The following is a 22,251-nucleotide window of genomic DNA, read 5'->3' as shown; positions in this document are numbered from 1 at the left end:
CCCTCATTGTAGCGCATTGCAATTTTCTGCATGAATACTCTAATGCTTGACTTATACCTCTTGGATATGTATATAATATCATTATGATATTAACAAAAAGATAATAATTAAATCCGCAGCTGCAAAGGAGTTTGGCTATGTCAAAACAACCGGTCACTGACCGCAACGGTATAACCGAGGAACAATTCCTAAAAACATATGATGCTGGAATGTATGAACGTCCATCCGTGACGGTCGACATGCTGATTTTTACCGTGATGGAACGGGAACAGGATAATTACCGGAAGCTTTCCGAGAAATCACTGCAGCTGCTGCTGATTCAACGGGGCGAACATCCTTATTTGGGACAATGGGCGTTGCCTGGCGGTTTTGTCGGTGTACATGAAAGCCTGGATGAAGCGGCACGCCGGGAATTGTTCACAGAAACGAATATAGACAATATCTATATGGAACAGCTGTATACCTGGGGAGAGGTGCAGCGCGATCCGCGGATGCGGGTCATCAGCTGTTCCTATATGGCTTTGGTTGATCGTACCGCGCTGAATGTGCAGGCAGGGGATGATGCTGCGGATGCTGCCTGGTTCGAGGTATCACATGAGATCCTCGAAGCAAGCCGGAGAGAGCTGGAGCAAGGATATGAGCAGGACCAATTCATCAAGATCACTCTGCAAAGTGATAAGGTGACTTTATCAGGAGTGGTCAAAATTACCGAATCTGTTCAAGGCCATGTCAGCAAGATCCAGCGTGAGATCGTGGAGAGTGAAGGCTTCGCTTTTGATCATTTGATGATGGTTCAATATGCGATCGAACGCCTGCGCGGCAAGGTTGAATATACGGATATTATTTTTAATCTGATGCCGCCCCTGTTCACTTTGTCGGAGCTTCAGCGTGTCTATGAAATCATTCTGGGCAAAGAGCTGCTGGCCGCCGCCTTCCGCCGGAAGATTGCTGACCGTGTGATGGAAACTGAGGATTTCACCAGGGATGCCGGACACCGGCCCTCTAAGCTGTACCGATATAACATGAACCGGGGTTCCAATCAATGATATGAGGAGAGAGCAAGATGGAGAAATTCACCTATTTTTACCGCAGCGGCTCACCATTCTCACAATGGTATCCCTGCCGTTTCACGGTGGGAGAGCTTCACTTTAATAGCACTGAGCAGTATATGATGTACAGTAAGGCACAATTGTTTAAGGATGGAGAGCTGGGATTGAGAATCTTGCGGGCCACAACTCCCAGAGAACAGAAGGCATTGGGGCGTCAGGTGAGAGGTTTCGACAAAACCATTTGGGAACAACACTGCAAAGAGATTGTCTATCAAGGAAACTGGGAGAAGTTTATTCAGAACGAGGACCTGCTGCAAGCGCTGCTGGATACTAAAGGCACAACGCTGGTAGAGGCAAGTCCGACGGACCGGATCTGGGGTGTGGGTTTAACGGAAGAGGATCCGAGGATACGCAGAAAAACTACCTGGCGCGGCACCAACTGGCTGGGGGAAATCCTGACGAATCTTCGCGAAGAGTTTACTCGCTCTACTATTTAATCGTTAAATAGATTACCAGTACAAGGAGACCAAAAGTTGCCATCCAGGACAGCGGGTGATTGGGATTTAACCCCCAGCCGATTCCTGATGATTTCGGAACAAATATACGTTGCTTTGGCGCTTTCTTGCTGAACATTTCATGCACCTCTGTCCTCTGTAAATTTTATGATGTGTAAATGCTGAGATAAGTATTGATCATATGGTGAGAAATTGCAATAACTTCTGATGCGCAGCCTTTAGGCTATATAGAATGAACTTATATACATTTAGGGAAAAGTGCGGAGGGGAATTTTGGAACTGTAGGAGCGATAGCGTCCGCCTTTAGGTTTGAATTTCTACCGCGATTCGCGGTTAAATTCAGGAAATCCAAACCTAACAGCGGCCGGAAGTCCAAACATTCTCTGTAGAGAATTAGATATGTCTCTAAATATGCAAATTGTGGTAAAGGATAAGGTGAGTGAGTACATGATTGAATGGAAGGATTCGTATGATATCGGCGTGGAGAAGATTGATTGCCAGCACAGACAGCTGCTTGTGAAGCTTAATGAATTTTTTGATGCTTGCACGAACCAGAAAGGCAAAGAAAAGATTGAAGAAACACTGAAATTCCTTAAAGACTATACCCTTGAGCATTTTGGCAATGAAGAGCAGTTAATGTCAGAGATTGATTTCCCTGAGCTTGCCGAGCACCAGAAGACTCATGCCGAATTCGTGCAGACCGTGCTTGAACTGGAAGAAAGCATTAAGACCAAAGGCGTATCCGTACTGTCCACAATCAAACTGAACCGCACCTTGACGGACTGGTTGATCAACCATATCCACAAATGTGACAGGCTGATCGGTGATTGTATTGCTGCCAAGGGCAATAAGGCTGTTTAACTTACATAGATAGATCATGAAGATGCCGCAGGGCATTTTCTTTTTTATGTTGCTTGACTGTTAGGAGGTAGACCCTCTCATTTATTACAATGCTCCGGCACAGTTTATACTCGGCTAATACTTTATGATATGATTTGAGGTAGAACGTATAGATATGAGCTGTACGCTAAAGGAGTGGTTGAATGAAAATACTGCGCATGCTATTTTCCGGAGCTGGAGTGCTGCTTGTATTGGGATTGGTTAATTTCTACATCGGCTTTCATCTCTGGGTACTGCTGGAGAATTGGCTGCCGGGTATTTCGGCAGGTGCCTACTGGACGGTGTTTATGGTTATTGCTTTTGCCTATATGATCGGAATGGTCCCCTGGCCAAAGGCTGTGAAACCGGCGGCCAGATTCTTCAAAGTGATCGGGTCCTATTATTTGGCCTGCATGGAGTTTGCGGTAATTGTGCTGCCGTTAACTGATCTGCTCTATTGGGTGCTGGGACTTATGGGGGTTAACCGTTCGGCATTTACTTATGAAGCAGGAGCGACGCTGGTTCTGTTGCTGGCCATCTTCCTCATCTGGGGCTCACGGAATGCCTGGAGCACTATTGTACGCACTCATCCGATCAAAATTGATAAATCCATTGGAACAAGCGCACCCCTTACGGTAGCCGTTGCTTCGGATTTGCATCTGGGGAATATTGTAGGCAACCGTCATTTGCGCAAAATGGTCACCGAGATCAACAACATGAAGCCGGATGTCATCCTGCTGGCCGGGGATGTGCTGGATGACAGCATCGAGCCGTTTATCCGCAATGGAATGAGTGAACAGTTAAAGCTGCTTAAAGCCCGTCATGGCGTATATGCCGTTCTGGGAAATCATGAATATTACGGCGGCTCGATCAAAGAGTATACTGAGCTGATGGATAGCATCGGTATCAAAGTTCTGCAGGACGAAGTGGTGGAAACTGCAGGCGTCTATATTGTCGGCCGGAAAGATAAAACCGCGGAAGCTATGGAGGCTGGCGGTAGACTTAGTGTCTCTTCGTTGCTGGAAGGTCTGGATCTCTCCCGTCCTGTAATCATGATGGACCATCAGCCTACCGGTTTTGACCTTGCAGCAAAGGCAGGGGTGGATATCCTGTTATCCGGACATACACACCGCGGACAGATTGCGCCGAATCACTGGATCACCAAACGCCTCTTTGAGCTGGATTGGGGCTATCTGCTTAAGGAGAAAATGCATGTAATCGTCTCCTCCGGCTATGGTACCTGGGGGCCGCCGATCCGTCTGGCCAGCCGCTCCGAGCTGATCAAGCTGGAAGTTTTGCTGGAGGGCAGCAAACAGTACAGTGAGGAACCGCTGTCTTCACAGACAGTGCTCATTTAAGCTGTAGATGAATTTAATATTACACATTATATAGATTGAACTTGAGAATTACATGTAGTCACGACCAATCCCAAAATAGAACCCCTGCGGCTTCATTAGAGTAGCTGCGGGGGTTAATCATGTCCAAGGAGTGTTAGTCTTGAAATACATAGAATTTGGAATCGGCAACCGGTGGATAGTCAGAACGGAAACAGAATTTGAGGATGGAACGGAGATGGAGCAGCAGGGGATTATCCGGCCGATCCATTTCCATTCGCTGTACCTGAGGATATGGATAGGGAAGACTGTATTCGTTGCTGATCTTAAAGAAGGCTGCAAAAAAGCAAGGAAGAGCAGAAGCAAAATCAAAATAGTTATCGGAATCAGTAGTTATTAGAACTCTTATAGGATTGACAGAAGCGGTAGATTCACATACATTGAAGTAGTTAAGTCATTAACTACCTGGAGCTGAGCGGAATTTATGGACGATCTACAAAAATATGTAATGGAGCCGCCGCTATATACGGAGGCATTCTTCACATTGGTTGAGGCAACTGCGAATGTCGTAGCGGTATCCGAGAAATACTGGCAGAATCAGGGTCTGAACGGAGCGCGTATCCGCATTCTGGTGGAAATCGCCAGACACGGCGGAACTATGCTGCCTTCGGTGCTTGCCGAGAAAATCGGCGTGACCAAAGCCAATATCAGCCTGCTGCTTTTGCCGCTGGAGAAGGACGGATTGATCAGCCGGGCAAGCCATGCTACGGACGGCCGGAAATCGGTCATTTCGATCACAGGTAGCGGACGCGCACTGCTGAAAGAGCATCTTCCGGAGAACCGTCAGGCGGTTGCCGAAGTCATGAAGCGGCTGGATGAAGAGGAACTGCTGGAGTTGATGTCATTGCTGCACAAACTGAACCGCTCTATATAAATTTGGAGGTATAAAGCACCGATGAAACTCTCATCTTAACATTTAATCTGATAGTAGAGATACGTAACATTTTTTTTGCTCATATAGTTAATAGCTTAACTAAATTCCATGAACCAAAGAGAGGGTGCAAACCGATGAAGACTATGATTACGGGAGCAACTGGCCAATTAGGACGCCTGATTATTGATAATCTGCTGCAAAAAATGCCACAGGAGCAGATTGTTGCAGGTGCCCGCCATCCGGACAAAGCTATAGAACTACAGCATCAAGGAATAGAAATACGTTATGCCGATTATGATGTCCCGGAAGGGCTGGAAGCTGCATTCCATGATATATCCCAACTGCTGCTAATTTCAAGCTCACACACTGATGACGGCATTCGCCTTGCCCAGCACAAACGGGTTATTGAAGCAGCAGTCAAAGCAGGCGTTTCGCATATCCTCTATACGGGCTTTGCCTTCCCGCAACAACGGATTAATGTTGCTTCCGGCAATGTCCATACGCTTACAGAGCGGGTGATTCTGGATTCCGGGCTAGAGTACACCTTTCTCCGCAACGCATTATATATTGATTTCGTGAATGTGCTTGGATTAAAAGAAGCCATCCGCAGCGGTGAGTTGATTACACCTCCGGGGGACTTTCTGTTCAACTCCGTTTCACGTGAAGATTTGGCCCTGGCTACAGCCGCTGTTCTTGCCGGCTCCGGGCACAGCAATCGGATTTATGAGCTGGCTGCACCACATACGTGGAGCTTCAGTGATCTCGCAGCAGCGCTGACATCGCTGACAGGCAAGCCGGTAACACATCGGGAGGATGCCAGCGTTCAGCACTGGATTTATTCTTTTTTGAAGAAGATTGATACGGTCTCTACTTCGAATGACCTGGAGCAATTAATGGGGCGAAGCATCACTTCGCTGAAGGAAAGTATAGTGCCTTTTGTTTAGTCTATATCAGTTGAACTAAAGAACTACCTAGAGGCAAAAGCAGCGGAGGGGAAGTTTGGAACTGTAGGAGCGATAGCGTCCGCCTTTGTCTACGGATTTCAACCGCAAATAGCGGTATAAATCAAGAAATCTGTAGACAACAGCGGCCGGAAGTCCAAACATTCACCGCAGTTGCGTTCAATGCCGGATCGTTAAATCTAAAATTCAACTTATATATATTATTTTTCCAATGGATACATTTCATAATGCTTCCCGTCACTGGGAGACATGGCTCCTGGAACTCCCCATACACTCTGGTGGATACTGTCCGCATCTACTACGGAATAGATATATATCCAGTCTTTTTCGTTGCTGAAGCGAACCTCCAGGTGATAAGGGTTGTATTGTCTTCCTGCTTGCCGGCTAATTTCCCACTCCTCACTAGGGTACTTTTCCTCCAAATATTGGTTAAGTTGTTCTGTCTTTTCTGATACTTGATAATCAAGCCAATAGGGACGAACTGCAAAAAACACAAGCAAAAGTATAGTTATCGAACCTGCTGTAATTAAACTGATCTTCCTAATCTCATCTGGTAAAAGCACTGCTATAACAAAAATAACGATGACAAAAATAATTGAGGCTGTGATTTCCATTGCTGTTATTGGATGCAAGAAAAGCCCTCCTCTTATGATCAAGCTAAATATTCATGTAGCCCCTAAAGTCTTAATAGTGCCTTAATATTAACATGCGGTGTGACGATTTTCAGTAATTTAGAACATAATGAAAGCCTGCTTGCCGGACTCCCGGTTGTCTTAACGGAGCAATGTTGCTACTATGGTGACAGCTAAGAAGGGATATGGGAGAGGTGTTCAGATGAAAAAGATATTGGTTGCCGATGATGATCTAAATATCCGTACACTGCTGCGGCATGTATTGACCCGGGAAGGGTATCTGGTCGTTGAAGCAGGTGATGGCCGGGAAGCGGTAGGGCTGATGAAGGAGAGCACGGTGGATCTTGCCGTCGTGGATGTAATGATGCCGCAGATGGACGGGCTGGAGCTGTGCCAATACATACGCGAAACGTACGACATTCCGATTATTCTCCTGACGGCGCGGCAGCAGCTCAGCGATAAAGAACAGGGCTATTTGCGGGGGACAGATGATTATGTGACCAAGCCGTTTGAGCCAGAGGAGCTGCTATTCCGCATCAAAGCGCTGTTCCGCCGCTATTCGATAGCCTCCGATGACAAGATCCGTCTCAACTCGCTCGTGATCGACCGCAAAAATTATGAAATCAGTAACGGGAACGATGTGCTGCTGCTGCCGGTGAAGGAATTTGAGCTGCTGGCGCAGCTAGCGCAGTATCCGGGGCGTCTGTTCTCGCGCAGCGAACTGATTGAGCTGGTGTGGGGAGCGGATTACGAGGGCGACGAACGGACGGTGGATGTGCATATCAAACGTCTGCGCCAGCGGTTTGCTGACTATCAAGAGGATTTTGTGATCCGCACGGTGCGCGGAATCGGTTATAAAGTGGAGATGGTGAACGCATGAAGTCGCTTTATGTACGGATGAGTGTGCTGTTTTGCTCAATTATATTGATAAGCAGTTTTATGGGATTTTTCGCATCCAATTTCTATTATCAGGTCAAGATCAAACCGCAGAACGATGCCAAACTCACGAAAATGGCGATAGGTCTGCAGCAGTTTGTCCAGGACCATCCCGATGCGGTGGGAGAATATCTGCTAAGTACGGCATCCCTGGGGTATAAATTATACTTGTCCAATGGTCAGGGCGACGAGAAGTTTTATGGCTTGCCATTCCGCAAAAATGATCTGGGCGAGGATGTGCTGCAAAACGTGCTTGCCGGAGAGGTCTACCATGGAGTGGCGGAGTTTCCGAGCCAGGCGTTTGTGACCGGTTTTTTTGATAATCAGCTCAGCAACTCGATAGGAGTGCCGGTGCATATCAACGGTCAGACCTATGCCTTGTTTATGCGTCCGGATGCCGAGGTGCAGTTTGGGGAGCTGCGGATCTTTTTTGCCGTGTTGCTTGGGGTAAGTATTCTGTTCAGCCTGTGGTTTGTCCTCGTTACCGTGCTGCATGTGGTTAAACCGATTACGAGGCTGACCGCCGCTACGAAAAGGATTTCCAAAGGAAGGTACGACATCCGGCTCAATACCCGGCGGCGGGATGAAATCGGCCAGCTGGCCTCCCATTTTATGATCATGAGCCAGGAGCTGGAGCGGACGAACCGGGCGCGTCAGGAGTTTGTCGCCAATGTCTCGCATGAGATCGAATCGCCATTGACCTCCATCCAGGGCTTTGCCCATGCGCTTAAAGATTCTGCACTGCCGGAGAACCAGAGACTGGAGTACCTCTCCATTATTGACGGAGAGAGCCGCCGCCTCTCGATGCTCAGCAAACAGCTGCTCACCCTGTCCTCTCTGGATTATGACGAGAATGCGCTGCAGAAGAAGAGCTTCGAACTTCGTGCGCAGCTGCGCCAGGTCGTGCAGATTATGGAGTGGAGACTTACGGAGAAGGACCTGGCGGTTCGTCTGCATGTGGAGGATATAATACTTCAGGGGGATACGAATCTGCTCTATCAGGTGTGGATGAACCTGCTGTCCAACGCGATTAAATATACACCCTCAGGTGGAACCATCACCCTATCCGCGGAAGCCACCGGGGGCAGCTGCAAAGTTACAGTGGCGGATACCGGGGAAGGAATATCAGCCGCAGAGCTGCCGATGATCTTCGACCGCTTCTACAAAGTGGACAAGGCGCGTACCCGTGACAGCAACAGCAGCGGGCTGGGACTGTCTATCGCGAAGAAAATAATCGAAACGCACGGCGGTACCATTGAAGCATCAAGCACGGTCGGTATAGGCACCACCTTCACTGTGAATCTGCCGCTTCTGTAATTGTTTATTCATACTCCGTTCATTTTCATCCTCTACACTGTGTTTATACAGAGCAGAGGGAGTGGTTTTATGTTTTTAGCATTAAGGGAAATGAGGCATTCCAAAGCACGTTACAGCCTTATCATGGTCATCATGCTGCTGGTTTCCTTTCTCGTCTTGTTCGTTACCGGGCTGGCCAGAGGACTTGCCTATGCCAATATTTCAGCGGTGGAGAATATGCCGGCTAACTATTTTGTCGTCCAGGGTGACGCCGATCATGCCTTCAGACGTTCTCAATTAAGTGATGCCGAGCTGATTGCGGCACGTTCAATTGTGGGCGAAGATAAAGCAACACCGCTTGCGGTCCAGACGAGCACGGTAACATTGGACAATGGGGATGCGAAGGCGGACATTACTTTTTTTGCCGTAGATATGAATGGTATGCTTGCTCCTAAGGTGGTGCAGGGAACCGGGATATCGAATGAAGCCGGGGGCAGCGCAGTTGTGGACTCCCAGCTTGCACAGTCGGGAATTACGCTGGGAAGCACCATCGTTGATCAGGCTTCAGGGATGTCCTGGAAAGTATCCGGAATTGTGGACGATAGTTCTTACAGTCATACCCCGGTTGTCTATATCAATAATCTGGACTGGCAGGAAATGAAACAAGGGGCACGGCAGGAGAAGGCTGATTCACAGTCAGTGCCTTACAATGTGGTAGCGCTCAGCGCATCTTCTGCACAAGCTGATGAAATTACTGCCAAACTGGATAATGTGGAGGTCATCACGCAAAAACAGGCGATCTCCAGTGTACCCGGATATTCGGCGGAGCAGAATTCCCTGATGATGATGATTGTGTTCCTGTTTGTCATCGCAGGCGTTGTACTGGCAGTATTCTTCTATGTAATCACAATTCAGAAGACGAGCCAGTTCGGTATCCTGAAGGCCATGGGCACCAAAATGTCCTATCTCGCCTGGAGTGTGGTAGGGCAGGTAATGATACTGTCCGTAGCCAGTCTGGTAATAAGCCTGCTGCTGACCTTTGGTATGAATAAGGGGCTGCCGGATTCGATGCCGTTTCAGTTGGAGAGCTCGACGATTATTTTAACCAGCGTGTTGTTTATAGGTATGTCTCTGCTGGGATCACTTATTTCTGTAGCAAGTGTTGCTAAGGTAGATGCATTGGAAGCGATAGGGAGGGCTGGAGCATGAGTGCCAAATTAATCATGAAGCAAGTGACCAAAACCTATGGAGACGGGGACAGCACGATGTCGGTCTTGAAGAACCTTGATCTGACGGTCAATGCCGGCGAATTTGTAGCTGTTCTGGGTCCTTCGGGCTCAGGAAAAAGCACCTTCCTCTCGGCCGCTGGAGCTCTACTGACACCAACAAGCGGGGAGATCCTTATTGACGGAGAGCCGCTGGGCAATAAGGCAAAGAGCGAACTAACCGAACTGCGTCTGCAAAAAATCGGCTTTATGTTTCAAAGCGCACAGCTGTTGCCTTATTTAAAGGTTGAGGAACAGCTGCTCTATGTAGCCAAGTTGGCGAAGCTCAGCACCAAAGAAGCCAAAGTGCGGGCTGCGTATTTACTCAAACGGTTAGGCATTTGGGAGCGCCGCAACCACTATCCCGAGCAGCTGTCCGGCGGAGAGAAGCAGCGGGTGGCGATTGCCAGAGCGTGGATGAACAAGCCGGCGATTCTGTTCGCAGATGAGCCTACTGCAAGCCTTGATTATGAGCGGGGCAAGGAAGTGGTGCGGATGATTGCCGACGAAGTGAAGAGTGAGGGGAAAGCGGCAGTCATGGTAACCCACGATGAACGGATGCTGGAATGGTGTGACCGCGTGCTGCATCTGGAGGATGGAGTACTGGTTGAGTCTTAAGTTTATGTATGCCTTAATGGCCTGGACCCTCGAACAAGGGTTCAGGTTTTTTGCTATCCTGTAAAAATGTTGTCTATGAGAATTAGACTGGCGGTTTACGGTCTGGATTAACCGGTGCAAGCAGCTTCTCGATAAAGACGGTTATGGCCATGGTAGCAGCGTTTTCCTTGCGGCTGATGATTGAGAAATTTCTCTCCAGCAGCTGATGCCTGATTCGCAGCTCGCTGATTTCACCCCGGGCGAGCTCTTTGCGCACGATCCATCTCGAGAGCATGGCGATTCCTAATCCAGCCGAGACGGCTTCCTTAATCCCCTGGCTGCTGTTGAATACATAAGACCGTTTATGGGAGATTTGGGCATGCTGCAGAAAATGATCGCTGAAGGCACGGGTGCCGGAGCCAGGCTCCCTCAGCACCCATACCTGATTCTGGAGCATGTCTTTATCTACGGCATTTGCAGCCGAGAGGGGATGGCTACACGGAGCTACAATGATCATTTCATCCTTCATATAGGGAATCACGGACAGCTCATGGTCAGACGTTTCGCCTTCAATGAACCCGATGTCAAGGGTGTTCGACTTAATGGCAGCTATGATCTCCTCGGTATTGTGAATGGTGACCTGCAGATTCACCTGCGGGTATTGATTGGCGAACTCGGCAATTCTGCCAGGCAGGATGTACTCTCCAATCGTAAAGCTGGCCCCGATATGAATACTCCCCGTGACCTCATCGCGCAGCAGTTGGATTTCCCTGCCCGCTTCTTCATAATGCGAGAGGATCTGCTTCACATGTTTATAGAGGATAGCTCCCGCTTCTGTCAGCCGGACTTCCTTCGGGGAACGGTGAAGCAGCTTGGTTCCCAGTTCATTTTCCAGGTTGCGGATATGCAGACTCACACCGGGCTGGGAGAGGTTCAACAGCTCTCCGGCACGGGAGAAATGGCGCTGCTCAGCAACGGTTGCAAATACACGTAATGCATCTACTATCATAATTATACCTCATTATTAGCCTTGAAATTCTTTGTGTATGGCCGTTTATTATCCATTTTAACATAGTTATTATCATCAATCATAAGTATTTGTAATGATAGAGATAGCAAAGACGTATTTCACTTCCCTGCTGGCTGCACTTATAGTGAGGTTACAAGTTAGCAACGTAATTGAACGTAAACAGGGAGTGGTTTGAGATGAATCATGCACATCAGCTTCAGCGCTTGAACGATAAATACAGCGGATTTATTCTAGGAATCCTGCTTACAGGACTACTGGCCATAGCGGCCAAATATTTGGCGCTGCTGCCTTACCTTGGCATCATGGGCCAGCTGGTAATTGCCATTCTGTTAGGAGTTCTGCTTCGTACAGCAGGAGGGGTACCGCAGCAGGCGGTGCCGGGCATCAGCTTTTCCAGCAAGAGATTGCTCAGAGCGGGGATCATCCTGCTCGGGATGAGATTGAACCTGTTTCAACTTGTGCAGGCCGGTCCCAAAGTGTTGGCGATTGCCCTGATTAATATTGTATTTACTTTGTTCACCGTTTATGGACTCTGCAAATGGATGAAAATTGATAGGACACTTGGACTGCTGACCGCTTGCGGAACTGCCATATGCGGAGCGGCAGCCGTCGCGGCAATCTCTCCCCAACTAAAGGCTTCGGACAATGAGACCGCAATAAGCGCGGCAACGGTAGCTGTGCTGGGGACGATATTTACGCTGGTTTATACGTTAATTTATCCGGTGTTGTCCCTTAGTCCAGAAGGGTATGGGATATTTGCCGGAGCCACTCTTCATGAAGTAGCGCATGTGATCGCCGCTGCCGCCCCCATCGGTGAAAAGGCAGCAGACCTCGCGGTGATCGTGAAGCTGACTCGGGTAGCGATGCTTGTTCCGGTAGCTCTTGCTATCGGAGTCTGGGAAGCCTATAGACAGCGTAAAGCAGAGAGGGAGTGTAGGGGGCAAGTGGCGGCTGTACAGCCACCGCATTCCAAAATTCAGTGGAGGAAACTTCCGGTGCCCTGGTTTATCGGCGGTTTTTTGCTGATGAGCGGTGTAAATACGCTGGGAATAATCCCTGAACAAGTAACGGCTGATCTGATTATCCTGGCGTATATGCTGCTGGCCATGGCGATGGCGGGACTCGGGCTTGGTGTGGATATCAAGACCTTTGCCCTAATGGGTAAAAAACCGCTGCTGGCTGGCTTAATCGGCTCGTTACTGCTCTCGGGACTTGGATTTCTGCTGGTTCATCTCCTTGGACTCGCATAGTCCGTTTCTCCCCTCTACCTTGTGCTGTTCCGGTAGGCAGAGGGAGATACGCCGGTGGTTTTCTTGAAATATTTGGAGAAATGGGCCAGCTCCATGCCCACCTGCGCAGCGATATCGGAAATGCTGGAAGTAGAGTAAGAGAGCTGTCTTTTAGCCAGCTCCATCCGCTTGAGCTGCACATAATGCATGGGGGGAATCCCCATGTATTTCTTGAAGTAGGGGATGAAATAGTTCGGATGCAGATGAACCAGCTCGGCCAGTTCCTCTACCTCCATAGGCTGCGTAAGGCGCTGTTCAATGTATTGCAGGACGTTCGCTAGCTGTCTTTGACCACTGGTATGAGCCAGCTCACCCATGAAATCGGAATATCCGCCGTCCTCCAGGCAAAGTGCTAGCAGATGAAGTAGTGCGGCTTGATTCCGCATGGTGGAGAGCAGGTTCTCTTCCGGAAACCGTGTTATCATCTCTGTGAAAATCTCCCGAATGGCATCCGGCTCCGCAACATCGCATATGTACAACTTGTTGCCTGTATGAAACAAGGGCCATTCTCCGATATGGGCATCAAAATGACAAAAGTACCGCTTATAGGGATTGTCAGGGGAGGTTTCTGTAGTTTGCGTCGAGCCTGCCGGCATGATCATCAATTGGCCGGGGCGCGGATAATGGGCTTGCCCGTTCAGGATCACCTTACCCTCGCCGCCATCAATGAAATAAAGTCTGTTAAAGGATGGCGTCTCATTCAAGCGGTTCCATCCGGGGTATCTGCTGCTTAAGTGGGCATGGGTAACGGTGACGCTCAGGTTCTGCAGTAACGCTCCCGTAAGGTTGCCGGAGTGATTCATTATAAAACTCCTTTAATGTGTAATAAATCCAGTATATCGCTTTCATTTAACTAAAACATCTTAATTATGTACAAAAAAACCTTAATTCCGGTCATGTTCACTGTCTGGAAATAGGGTTATTCTCATATCATAACTCACATAGGAGTGATTCATAGGATGAAGAAGGTTCGTTATGGAATTATTGGAGTTGGAAATATGGGCCGGGCCCATGCGCTCGATCTGATTCATGAAGTAAAAGGAGCTGAGCTGGCGGCTGTCTGTGATACAAGCCCCGAACGCCTGGAGTGGGCGGCAGAGCACTTGCCTGATACGGTGCTCAGGTTCAGCACACCTGCTCAATTATTTGCCTCCAAAAGTATTGATGCCGTATTAATCTCCACTCCGCATTATGATCATCCGCCGCTTGCGATCGAGGCGCTGAAGCACGGCTATCATGTATTAATTGAAAAACCCGCCGGTGTATATACGAAAGCCGTGCAGGAGATGAACGAAGCCGCTGCGCAAAGTGGCCGCAAATTCGGCATTATGTACAACCAGCGGACCAACCCGCTCTATCAAAAGCTGAGAGAGCTGATTCAGTCCGGTGAGCTGGGTGAGATCCGCCGCACCAACTGGATCATTACTGACTGGTATCGTTCGCAGAGCTATTACAACTCCGGGGGCTGGCGGGCTACATGGGCTGGAGAAGGCGGCGGTGTGCTGCTGAACCAGGACCCGCATCAGCTGGATCTTTGGCAATGGACAACCGGAATGATGCCGAAGCGTGTGCGTGCATTCTGCCAGTTCGGCAAGTACCGCAATATTGAGGTGGAAGATGATGTAACCGCTTATGTCGAGTATGAGAACGGAGCAACAGGCCTGTTCATCACCACTACCGGGGAGGCGCCGGGAACCAACCGCTTTGAAATCAATGGGGATAACGGAAAAATCGTCGTGGAGAACGGCAAGTTGACCTTTTGGCGTCTGCGCATCCCGGAGCCGAAGTTCAATGCCGAATTTGCCGAAGGCTTCGGAAGACCCGAATGCTGGAAATGTGAGATTCCGGTTCCAGAAGGCGGAGGAGAACAGCACAAGGGAATCTTGCGCAACTTCACCAATGCCATTCTGCATGACGAACCGCTGCTCGCTCCCGGGGAAGAGGGAATTCGCGGCCTGACACTTTCGAATGCAATGTACTTGTCCGCTTGGACTGACAATTGGGTCGATCTTCCGATTGATAGTGATTTGTTTCATGAGAAGCTCATGGAACGGGTGAAGAGCTCTACCTTCCGGAAGGAAGCTGTAGAGCAGCGGGCTTTTGATGTAAAAGGCACTCATTAATTTAATTATAGGACAGACAAACTTAATAAGGAGTGAATTGCTCATATGCAACGTTCTACAATAGCTGCACAAATGTACACGCTACGTGATTTTACCAAGACTGCAGAGGATTTAAGGGCCGCTTTCCAGAAGCTGAAAGTGATGGGTTATCAGGCTGTGCAGATTTCCGGAATTGGTCCGATTGATCCGCAGCTGGTCAAACAATACGCGGATGAAGCTGGGCTGACCATCTGCGCAACCCATGTGCCGTGGAACCGGCTGGTGAATGACCTGGACGCATTGGCTGCAGAACATAAGCTGTGGAATTGCAAATACATTGGTCTTGGCGGACTGCCGGGAGAATATCAGAGCAGCCAGGAGGGCTATCGGACATTTGCCAAACTTGCCTCCGGGATTGCGCGGACCCTGAAGGAGGAGCATGGCCTGCAATTCGTTTATCATAATCATGATTTTGAGTTCGAACGGGTTGACGGGGTTACGGGTATGGAAGTGCTGCTGCAGGAATCCGATCCCGAGGTGTTCGGCTTTGAACTGGATATGTATTGGGTTCAAGCCGGGGGAGCTAATCCGGTGGACTGGGTTCACAAGGTAAAGGGCCGGATGCAGGTCATGCATCTGAAGGATATGGCTATCATCTCCAGGGGACAGGTTTTTGCTGAGATCGGTGAAGGAAACATGAATTATGAAGCTATTATTGAGGCTGGCCGTGAAACGGGTGTGGAATGGTTTGTTGTTGAGCAGGATGTCTGCCGCCGCGATCCTTACGAGAGTCTGGAGATCAGCCTCAAATACCTGATTTCGAAGCTGTGACCGGGAGGGTTGAAGATGAGCAGAAAAGATGGAATGATGTATGCACCTACTCATGAAGCTAGACCGGTTGTAAAACCGGGTGAATTTATGATCGCTGCGATGGCGCTGGATCACGGTCATATCTATGGGATGTGCAATGGTCTGGTCGAAGCAGGAGCCCGGTTGAAATGGGTCTTTGATCCCGATCCGGAGAAGGTGAAAACTTTTGTCAGCACTTATCCTGGTGTTCAAGCCGCACGCTCCGCTGAAGAAATCCTTGAGGATCCCGAGGTCCGGCTCATTGCAGCGGCAGCGGTTCCTTCCGAGAGAGGGGCGCTTGGACTCAAGGTGATGGCACACGGGAAGGATTATTTCACTGACAAAACGCCATTTACGGCAATGGAACAGCTGGAAGCAGCGCGGACTCAGACTGTATTGACGGGGCAGAAGTACATGACTTATTTCAGCGAGAGACTTCATGTGGAGAGTGCGGTGTATGCCGGACAGCTGATTCGGCAGGGAGCGATCGGCCGTGTGCTTCAGATCATCGGAATGGGCCCTCACCGCTTGAGCGCACCAAGCCGTCCGGAGTGGTTCTTCCAGCGGGACAAATATGGCGGTATCCTTTGCGACATTGGCAGTCACCAGATTGAACAATTCCTGTATTACGCGGATTGCCGCGATGCCAAGGTACTGCACAGCAAGGTTGCCAACTACAACAATTCTGCTTACCCTGAGCTGGAGGATTTCGGCGATGCAACACTTGTCGGCGACAACGGGGCGACGCAATATTTCCGTGTCGACTGGTTCACACCGGACGGACTGGGCACCTGGGGGGACGGCCGAACGATCATTATGGGAACGGAGGGGTATATCGAGCTGCGCAAATACAGCGATATTGCCCGCTCCAATACAACGGATCATGTCTATTGGGCAGACCGTCAAGGAGAGCATTATGAGCATGTTGCCGGTAAAATCGGCTTTCCGTTCTTTGGCGAGCTGATACTGGATTGCTTGCAACGGACAGAATTTGCTATGACCCAGCAGCATGTCTTCAAAGCGGCGGAGCTATGCCTGGAAGCTCAGGCACAAGCGGTAAATCTTACGCCCGAGACACTCATAAAGGCTTGATAGGAACGGAAATAAGATTGGAAGGTGCACAAGATGACAATACTTGGAGCAGCCATAATCGGCTGCGGAGCAATAGCTCCCTTGCATGCCAAGGCGATCGCGGCACAATCAGTGGGACAACTGCTGGCAGCCGTAGATATTGATGTGGCCAAAGCGGCAGCATTTGGAGAAGAATATGGCTGCGGCGCGCTTACAGATTATAAGGAGCTTTTGAACAGATCTGATATTGATATCGTCCACCTCTGCACACCGCATGATCTGCATGCGCAAATGGCGGTCGATCTGCTGCAGGCCGGCAAGCATGTCTTAACAGAAAAACCGATGGCGGTTGACCTGCCTTCTGCCCAGCGCATGCTGAAAGCTGCGGAGCACAGCAAAGGCCAGCTCGGCATCGTATTTCAGAACCGCTACAATGAACCCTCTATCAAGATTAAGGAGACCATTGAATCCGGTGTGCTGGGGCCGCTTGTATGTATGAAGGGGATTGTCACCTGGCACAGGTCTCCTGAGTACTACAAGGAGAGCAACTGGAGGGGGAAATGGACCTCAGAGGGCGGTGGGGTGCTGATCAACCAGACGATCCACACGCTGGATCTGCTGCAATGGTTCGGCGGTGAGATCTCATCAGTGCAGGGAAGCGTAAGCACAGATGTCTTGGACGGAGTTATTGAAGTGGAGGATACGGCACATGCCTGCATCAACTTCAGGAATAAGGTCAGAGGACTTTTTTACGGCAGCAATGCCTACCTGGTTAACTCACCCGTCGAGCTGGAAATAGTGTTCGAACAGGGGACGCTGCTGCTGCGGAGGGATTGCCTGTATCTGTGGAAGGACGGCCGGGAAACGCTGCTCAGTGAGCCGGGGGTGTCAGGTATTCAAGGCAAGTCGTATTGGGGAACGGGGCATCAAAGACTGATTCATGACTTTTATGACCATGTCCGCGAAGGAAGACCATTCTGGATTGACGGATCAGAAGGGCTCAAAACACTGGAACTGATCGCAGGCATATACAGCTCCTCCGGGATTGAAAAAAAGACTTATCCTTGGCAGACCGCTCCCTCAAATTGACTTTAGGCAGATTTAACCTTATCTTCTTAACATACGTTATAGTATGTAGAGATATATAGATAGGGAGAGGGATTACAGGTATGGAACAGGCAATGTTTGCAGGAGGCTGCTTCTGGTGCATGGTTACACCCTTTGAAGAATTGCCGGGTATACACGGAATTGTATCAGGCTACGCCGGGGGTTCAGTGGAGAATCCAAGCTATGAACAGGTCAAGACTGGCACTACAGGACACTATGAGGTAGTGCAGATCAGCTTTGACCCGGCACTTTTCCCATACGAGAAGCTGTTAGAATTGTTCTGGCCGCAGATTGACCCGACTGATGACGGAGGACAATTCCAGGACCGGGGAACCCAGTACCGGACTGCGGTGTTTTATTATAATGAAGAGCAAAGACTCGCAGCTTTGGCTTCCAAAGAGCAGGTAGCGGCCAGCGGGCGTTTCGAGGGACCTGTCGTTACGGAGATTCTGCCCGCACCGGTCTTTTACCCGGCAGAGGACTATCATCAGGATTATCACAAGAAGAACCCGAAAAATTATAAGGAAGACCGGGAACAGTCCGGCCGGGATACTTTTATCGCGAAGCACTGGTAAATACAGAAGAAGATTGATCAGGATCAGCTGGACGGAGCACTTTCCGTTCAGCTTTTTTTAATTATAAGAACTTATATGCTTCACGCTATAAATTATCCTTCTATTTCTCGCTGAAACGGATACCGTCCTTTTGAGGACGGCGATCCGTTTCCACTTGCATTCACTTTCAGGCTGCTCCAATTCCTACTTAATACTCATTTTTAAATTGTTGGAATTCCACATTCTTTCTACATATTTGATGGGTAAACTTCTATGTATCCGTGATAGCTATGAAATGGAGGGATACACATGAAGAAAATCATACAATTAAGCGCTGTGACATTGCTGCTTGGTACGGTGCTGACCGCCTGTCAATCGGATAAGGAATCAGCAGCTCCGCAAAGTGAACAGAATCCTTCTGCTGCAATTTCTATGCCCTGGATTGCAACCAAAAACACGACCCGGATCAATACCTCGGACCCGGTTCAGGCAGCGGTACTGGTGTCCCGGTCTTTATGGACGGCAGAAACTAAAGCCAACCGGCCTGCAAGCGTAGTCCTAACCAATGCGGATAACTGGCAAATTGCTGCAGTGAGTACTGACTTAATCCACCATCCGAGCAACGGGCCTGTCTTGTTCTTGAGCAAAGACGGCGTTCCGGAGGTTACCTTGGAAGAGCTTAAACGGCTGAATCCGCTGGGTGCTGAGAGCAATGCGGGCATCCAGGTCGTTCTGGTCGGACCTGTCGCGGACGGTGTGGAAGAGCAGCTTAAGGCACTGGATTTAAAGGTGGACAAAATAGAAGGCGAAGATCCTGCTGCTGTGGCTCAGGCGATTGACGCTTATTATGCCAAAGTGTCCGGCGAGTTGCCGCAGAGTGTGATTATCGGTTCAATGGACAGCCCCGAATATACGCTGCCTGCAGTCAACTGGATTGCGCATATGCCGGAGCCTTTATTGTACGTATCGAAGGAAGATATCCCGGCCTCCACGGCAGAGGCGCTCAAAAAGCGCGGAGGCAATGCTGCCATTTACCTTCTAGGACCAGCTTCTGTTGTCTCGGGAAAAGTCGAGGAGCAGCTGGGAGCATATGGTACGGTAACTCGCATCTCCGGTGATGATCCTTATGCGAATGCGATTGCTTTTGCCAAATTCAAGGATGAGGTTAGCGGCTTCGGCTGGGGTATCACGGCTCCGGGCCATAACCTATCCTTATTGACGAAGGATTCCACCATGCTGGCCATCGCCGCTGCGCCATTCTCCCATTTGGGAAAACATGCACCGTTAATCTTTACGGAACAAGACGGACTACCGGATTCGGTCATGAATTATATGATGGAGCTTCAGCCCAAGTTCAAGGATTCACCGGCAGAAGGTCCCTATAACCATGCCTGGCTAACCGGTGATACCGGCACAATAACCAGCAGTACACAGAGCGAAATAGATGACATGCTCGAAATCACCTCCGCCTCTGGAGACAATCCCCATTCGGGGCACTAAAGCAAGCTGGCTGGCTGCGGACATCCGTGGTCGGCTTGTTCTTTGTTTTTAGGTATAATTGAGAAAAGAATAAGAAACTGTATAGATTGAACTTGAGAATTACAATTAGGGAAAAGTGGCGGGAGTCCAAACATTCTCTGTAGTCACGGTCGATCCCAAAATAGAAGAATTATAAGTTCACTATATATAGGCCACGAAAAGGGGGAACAGCTTGTCCAAAGCACAGGTTCTCATCGTTGACGATGAATGGAACATGCGGAATTTGCTGCGCATTTACTTGCTGCAGGAGGGTTTTGCTATTAAGGAAGCCTCCACCGGGCGCGAAGCCCTGTCCATGATAGAGAAACATAACTTCGACCTGATCCTGCTGGATGTAATGATGCCTGATATGGATGGCTGGCAGGTCTGCCAGGCGGTAAGGGAGAGCAGTCAGACGCCCATTCTGATGCTTACCGCACGGTCTGAAACGAAAGATAAAGTACATGGGCTGGGCATCGGTGCGGATGATTATTTAACCAAACCGTTTGAACCGGAAGAATTGCTTGCACGAATCCATTCCCTCTTGCGGCGTTCGAATATGTTCCGGGTTTCCGCGTCACAGGAGCAGGTGCTGGAGCACCCGGAGTTAAGGATTTATCCGCAGGCACGAGAAGTACAGGTTCAAGGTGAGAGGATCCTCTTTACACAGAAGGAATTTGATCTGCTGCATTTGCTGGCGCGCAGCGGGCAGCGCGTGTTTACGCGGGAAGAATTGGTAGAACAGCTCTGGGGCAATGACTACGGCGGTGAGACGCGGGTTATTGATACGCATGTTAAGAATATCCGCGAGAAGCTGCTGAAGGCAGGTCTTTCCTATGTTCCGGTGCAAACCGTGTGGGGGCTCGGCTATAAATTCCAAATCCCCGGTAATGTCCAATGAAAAACAACATCATCGGCTTTAAGCTGGGTGTCGTGATTATGTCGGTGTTTCTGATTGTTCTGCTCTTACTCGGGATAGTGATAGACCGGATGTTTACAAGCTTTTATTACCAGGAAATGCAGACGGAAGCTGAGGAGCTGGCCTCCCATTTCACAGCGATGGCCGAATCCAAAGATACCACGAACGGTCAAATGATGATGTCCTTTGCGGAGTTTTCCAATGTCAGCATCTTTAACATCTCCTTGGATGGCAAAGTGATGCTGCACTCCGGTGTTCATGATTCTACAGATCGCTCCTTTATCCGGGCTCAGGATATGCAAGCTATTTCCACCGGACAAAGGGTGAGTTTCTTGTACAAAGACCCGTCCGGCTACCGTTATTTTGTTACGGGACAACCCATCTCAAGCGGTGACATTATTACCTCGGCACTCTATGTGATGTCTTCCACGGAGAATATGGAACATTCCCTGTCTACGGTGAGAGATATACTGCTGCTGTCTGGCCTGGGCGCTTTTGTGCTTGCTTTGGGCATCACTTGGTTCATCGCCCGCATATTATCGCGTCCGCTTGTCCAAATGCAGAAGGCTACGCGCAAGATTGCGGCTGGTGAACTGGAAACGCGGCTCACGATCAGCGGCAACGATGAGATTGGCTTTCTTGCTGGTGCCATCAACGATTTGGCTATGGATCTGCAGCACTACAGGGATACACGTCAGGAGTTTCTCGCTAATATTTCCCATGAGCTGCGGACGCCGATCACCTATCTGCAGGGGTATGCCAAGGTGGTTAAGGGAGGGCTGTATGAGACGGAAGAAGAAAAAATACTCTACTTGGACATCATCGACCAAGAGGCGCACCGGATTCAACATCTGGTAGACGATTTGTTCGAATTGGCCAAAATGGAAGAGGGGAAAATACCGCTGAATCTGGAAGAGGTCGATTTGGCGCTGCTCGTCGATCAGGCGGTCCGCAAAGTCGAACTGACTGCTAAAGAAAAAGGATTGCAGCTAAATTCCAGATATACCGGTGAACCGTTTGGTTTGCAAGGGGATGGCAAACGGATGGAGCAAATCGTAATGAATCTGCTGGAAAACGCTATCCGTTATACCGATGCAGGAGAGGTCAGCGTCCAGCTGGATTTTTGCGTAGACTCAGCTACATTTATCGTCGAGGACACTGGGATTGGCATTCCTGAGGAGGAGCTTTCGTATATCTTTGACCGGTTCTACAGAGTAGAGAAATCACGTTCACGGCAGTACGGAGGCACCGGTCTGGGGTTGTCCATTGTGAACAAATTGGTGGAATTGCTCGGGGGCGAGATTGAGATTACTAGCAGGGCCGGAGCCGGAACACGGTGTAGGGTTGTTTTTTATAAATAGCCGGATTTCATGGCCGTTTCATTATATGGTCCCGGGCCCGGACCCCGGTCCA

Annotated in this window: 24 protein-coding genes; 20 read left to right on the top strand and 4 right to left on the bottom strand. The window is 49.5% G+C overall.

From position 1 onward, the window contains the following. Positions 1-137 precede the first annotated feature (137 nt). Positions 138-1,046, top strand: a complete 909-nt coding sequence (locus tag ACQ76X_RS08040) for an NUDIX hydrolase (protein WP_438492850.1) — start codon at positions 138-140, stop codon at positions 1,044-1,046. 17 nt (positions 1,047-1,063) lie between these two features. Next, positions 1,064-1,546 (top strand): NADAR family protein, encoded by a 483-nt coding sequence (locus tag ACQ76X_RS08035; RefSeq protein ID WP_438492849.1) that lies wholly within the window; start codon positions 1,064-1,066, stop codon positions 1,544-1,546. Here the strand turns inward: ACQ76X_RS08035 and ACQ76X_RS08030 are convergent. Further along, positions 1,539-1,682: a DUF5808 domain-containing protein gene (locus tag ACQ76X_RS08030; RefSeq protein WP_438492847.1), complete on the bottom strand. Its 144-nt coding sequence runs from the start codon at positions 1,680-1,682 to the stop codon at positions 1,539-1,541. The two genes, ACQ76X_RS08035 and ACQ76X_RS08030, sit on opposite strands and share 8 nt — an antisense overlap. A 329-nt stretch (positions 1,683-2,011) precedes the next feature. On the opposite strand from ACQ76X_RS08030, the gene ACQ76X_RS08025 reads away from it, so the two are divergent. From ACQ76X_RS08025 to ACQ76X_RS08005, 5 genes are all read left to right on the top strand, one after another. Continuing rightward, positions 2,012-2,425 (top strand): bacteriohemerythrin, encoded by a 414-nt coding sequence (locus ACQ76X_RS08025; RefSeq protein WP_052092565.1) that lies wholly within the window; start codon positions 2,012-2,014, stop codon positions 2,423-2,425. Positions 2,426-2,607: 182 nt separating this feature from the next. After that, the gene (locus tag ACQ76X_RS08020) at positions 2,608-3,801 is read left to right on the top strand and encodes a metallophosphoesterase (RefSeq protein WP_438492845.1); all 1,194 of its coding nucleotides are present in this window, start codon (positions 2,608-2,610) and stop codon (positions 3,799-3,801) included. A 139-nt stretch (positions 3,802-3,940) separates the two neighbouring features. Then, complete coding sequence (locus ACQ76X_RS08015; RefSeq protein WP_438492843.1) at positions 3,941-4,177, top strand: DUF3977 family protein; 237 nt, start codon at positions 3,941-3,943, stop codon at positions 4,175-4,177. 84 nt (positions 4,178-4,261) lie between these two features. After that, positions 4,262-4,711, top strand: coding sequence for a MarR family winged helix-turn-helix transcriptional regulator (locus ACQ76X_RS08010; protein WP_438492841.1), 450 nt, complete (start codon positions 4,262-4,264; stop codon positions 4,709-4,711). 134 nt (positions 4,712-4,845) lie between these two features. Continuing rightward, complete coding sequence (locus ACQ76X_RS08005) at positions 4,846-5,655, top strand: NAD(P)H-binding protein (RefSeq protein ID WP_438492839.1); 810 nt, start codon at positions 4,846-4,848, stop codon at positions 5,653-5,655. A 218-nt stretch (positions 5,656-5,873) separates the two neighbouring features. Here the strand turns inward: ACQ76X_RS08005 and ACQ76X_RS08000 are convergent, their stop codons facing one another. Further along, complete coding sequence (locus ACQ76X_RS08000) at positions 5,874-6,305, bottom strand: hypothetical protein (protein ID WP_438492837.1); 432 nt, start codon at positions 6,303-6,305, stop codon at positions 5,874-5,876. Positions 6,306-6,507: 202 nt separating this feature from the next. Between ACQ76X_RS08000 and ACQ76X_RS07995 the strand changes: the two genes are divergently transcribed. The 4 genes from ACQ76X_RS07995 (at position 6,508) to ACQ76X_RS07980 (ending at position 10,420) form a co-directional block, all read left to right on the top strand. Next, positions 6,508-7,185, top strand: a complete 678-nt coding sequence (locus tag ACQ76X_RS07995) for a response regulator transcription factor (protein ID WP_076109310.1) — start codon at positions 6,508-6,510, stop codon at positions 7,183-7,185. Then, entirely contained in the window at positions 7,182-8,558 is a 1,377-nt protein-coding gene (locus tag ACQ76X_RS07990) for a sensor histidine kinase (RefSeq protein WP_438492836.1), read from the top strand. Before ACQ76X_RS07995 ends, ACQ76X_RS07990 begins: the two co-directional genes overlap by 4 nt. Before the next feature lie 69 nt (positions 8,559-8,627). Next, positions 8,628-9,746, top strand: coding sequence for an ABC transporter permease (locus ACQ76X_RS07985; protein ID WP_438492835.1), 1,119 nt, complete (start codon positions 8,628-8,630; stop codon positions 9,744-9,746). Beyond that, on the top strand, positions 9,743-10,420 hold the full coding sequence (locus ACQ76X_RS07980) for an ABC transporter ATP-binding protein (protein WP_438492833.1): 678 nt from the start codon (positions 9,743-9,745) through the stop codon (positions 10,418-10,420). The genes ACQ76X_RS07985 and ACQ76X_RS07980 overlap by 4 nt, the downstream gene beginning before the upstream one ends. An 82-nt stretch (positions 10,421-10,502) precedes the next feature. On the opposite strand, the gene ACQ76X_RS07975 is transcribed toward ACQ76X_RS07980, so the two are convergent. Further along, positions 10,503-11,408 carry a LysR family transcriptional regulator gene (locus tag ACQ76X_RS07975; protein ID WP_438492831.1) on the bottom strand — a complete coding sequence of 302 codons (906 nt, stop codon included), beginning with the start codon at positions 11,406-11,408 and terminating at the stop codon, positions 10,503-10,505. Between the two features lie 197 nt (positions 11,409-11,605). Between ACQ76X_RS07975 and ACQ76X_RS07970 the strand changes: the two genes are divergently transcribed. Further along, positions 11,606-12,679 carry a YeiH family protein gene (locus tag ACQ76X_RS07970; RefSeq protein WP_438492829.1) on the top strand — a complete coding sequence of 358 codons (1,074 nt, stop codon included), beginning with the start codon at positions 11,606-11,608 and terminating at the stop codon, positions 12,677-12,679. A 14-nt stretch (positions 12,680-12,693) separates the two neighbouring features. Here the strand turns inward: ACQ76X_RS07970 and ACQ76X_RS07965 are convergent, their stop codons facing one another. Then, a complete protein-coding gene (locus ACQ76X_RS07965; protein ID WP_438492827.1) occupies positions 12,694-13,521 on the bottom strand; it encodes a helix-turn-helix domain-containing protein in 828 nt (275 codons plus the stop codon). 156 nt (positions 13,522-13,677) lie between these two features. On the opposite strand from ACQ76X_RS07965, the gene ACQ76X_RS07960 reads away from it, so the two are divergent. From ACQ76X_RS07960 to ACQ76X_RS07925, 8 genes are all read left to right on the top strand, one after another. Continuing rightward, a complete protein-coding gene (locus tag ACQ76X_RS07960) occupies positions 13,678-14,841 on the top strand; it encodes a Gfo/Idh/MocA family protein (RefSeq protein WP_438492825.1) in 1,164 nt (387 codons plus the stop codon). 45 nt (positions 14,842-14,886) lie between these two features. Next, positions 14,887-15,651: a sugar phosphate isomerase/epimerase family protein gene (locus tag ACQ76X_RS07955; RefSeq protein ID WP_438492823.1), complete on the top strand. Its 765-nt coding sequence runs from the start codon at positions 14,887-14,889 to the stop codon at positions 15,649-15,651. Positions 15,652-15,666: 15 nt separating this feature from the next. Further along, positions 15,667-16,761, top strand: a complete 1,095-nt coding sequence (locus ACQ76X_RS07950; protein ID WP_438492821.1) for a Gfo/Idh/MocA family protein — start codon at positions 15,667-15,669, stop codon at positions 16,759-16,761. A gap of 33 nt (positions 16,762-16,794) precedes the next feature. Next, positions 16,795-17,829: a Gfo/Idh/MocA family protein gene (locus tag ACQ76X_RS07945; RefSeq protein ID WP_438492819.1), complete on the top strand. Its 1,035-nt coding sequence runs from the start codon at positions 16,795-16,797 to the stop codon at positions 17,827-17,829. A gap of 80 nt (positions 17,830-17,909) precedes the next feature. Further along, complete coding sequence (msrA, locus tag ACQ76X_RS07940) at positions 17,910-18,422, top strand: peptide-methionine (S)-S-oxide reductase MsrA (protein WP_438492818.1); 513 nt, start codon at positions 17,910-17,912, stop codon at positions 18,420-18,422. Between the two features lie 288 nt (positions 18,423-18,710). Continuing rightward, complete coding sequence (locus tag ACQ76X_RS07935) at positions 18,711-19,901, top strand: cell wall-binding repeat-containing protein (protein WP_438492816.1); 1,191 nt, start codon at positions 18,711-18,713, stop codon at positions 19,899-19,901. A gap of 211 nt (positions 19,902-20,112) precedes the next feature. Next, positions 20,113-20,820: a response regulator transcription factor gene (locus ACQ76X_RS07930; RefSeq protein WP_438492814.1), complete on the top strand. Its 708-nt coding sequence runs from the start codon at positions 20,113-20,115 to the stop codon at positions 20,818-20,820. After that, a complete protein-coding gene (locus ACQ76X_RS07925) occupies positions 20,817-22,199 on the top strand; it encodes a sensor histidine kinase (protein ID WP_438492813.1) in 1,383 nt (460 codons plus the stop codon). Before ACQ76X_RS07930 ends, ACQ76X_RS07925 begins: the two co-directional genes overlap by 4 nt. Positions 22,200-22,251: the final 52 nt, after the last annotated feature.

Source organism: Paenibacillus sp. IHBB 3054, from assembly GCF_051594305.1.
In the GTDB taxonomy this organism is placed as follows: Bacteria; Bacillota; Bacilli; order Paenibacillales; family Paenibacillaceae; genus Paenibacillus_AQ.
The sequence above is the reverse complement of the archived record's forward strand: the minus strand, read 5'-3'. Positions and strand labels throughout refer to the sequence as shown.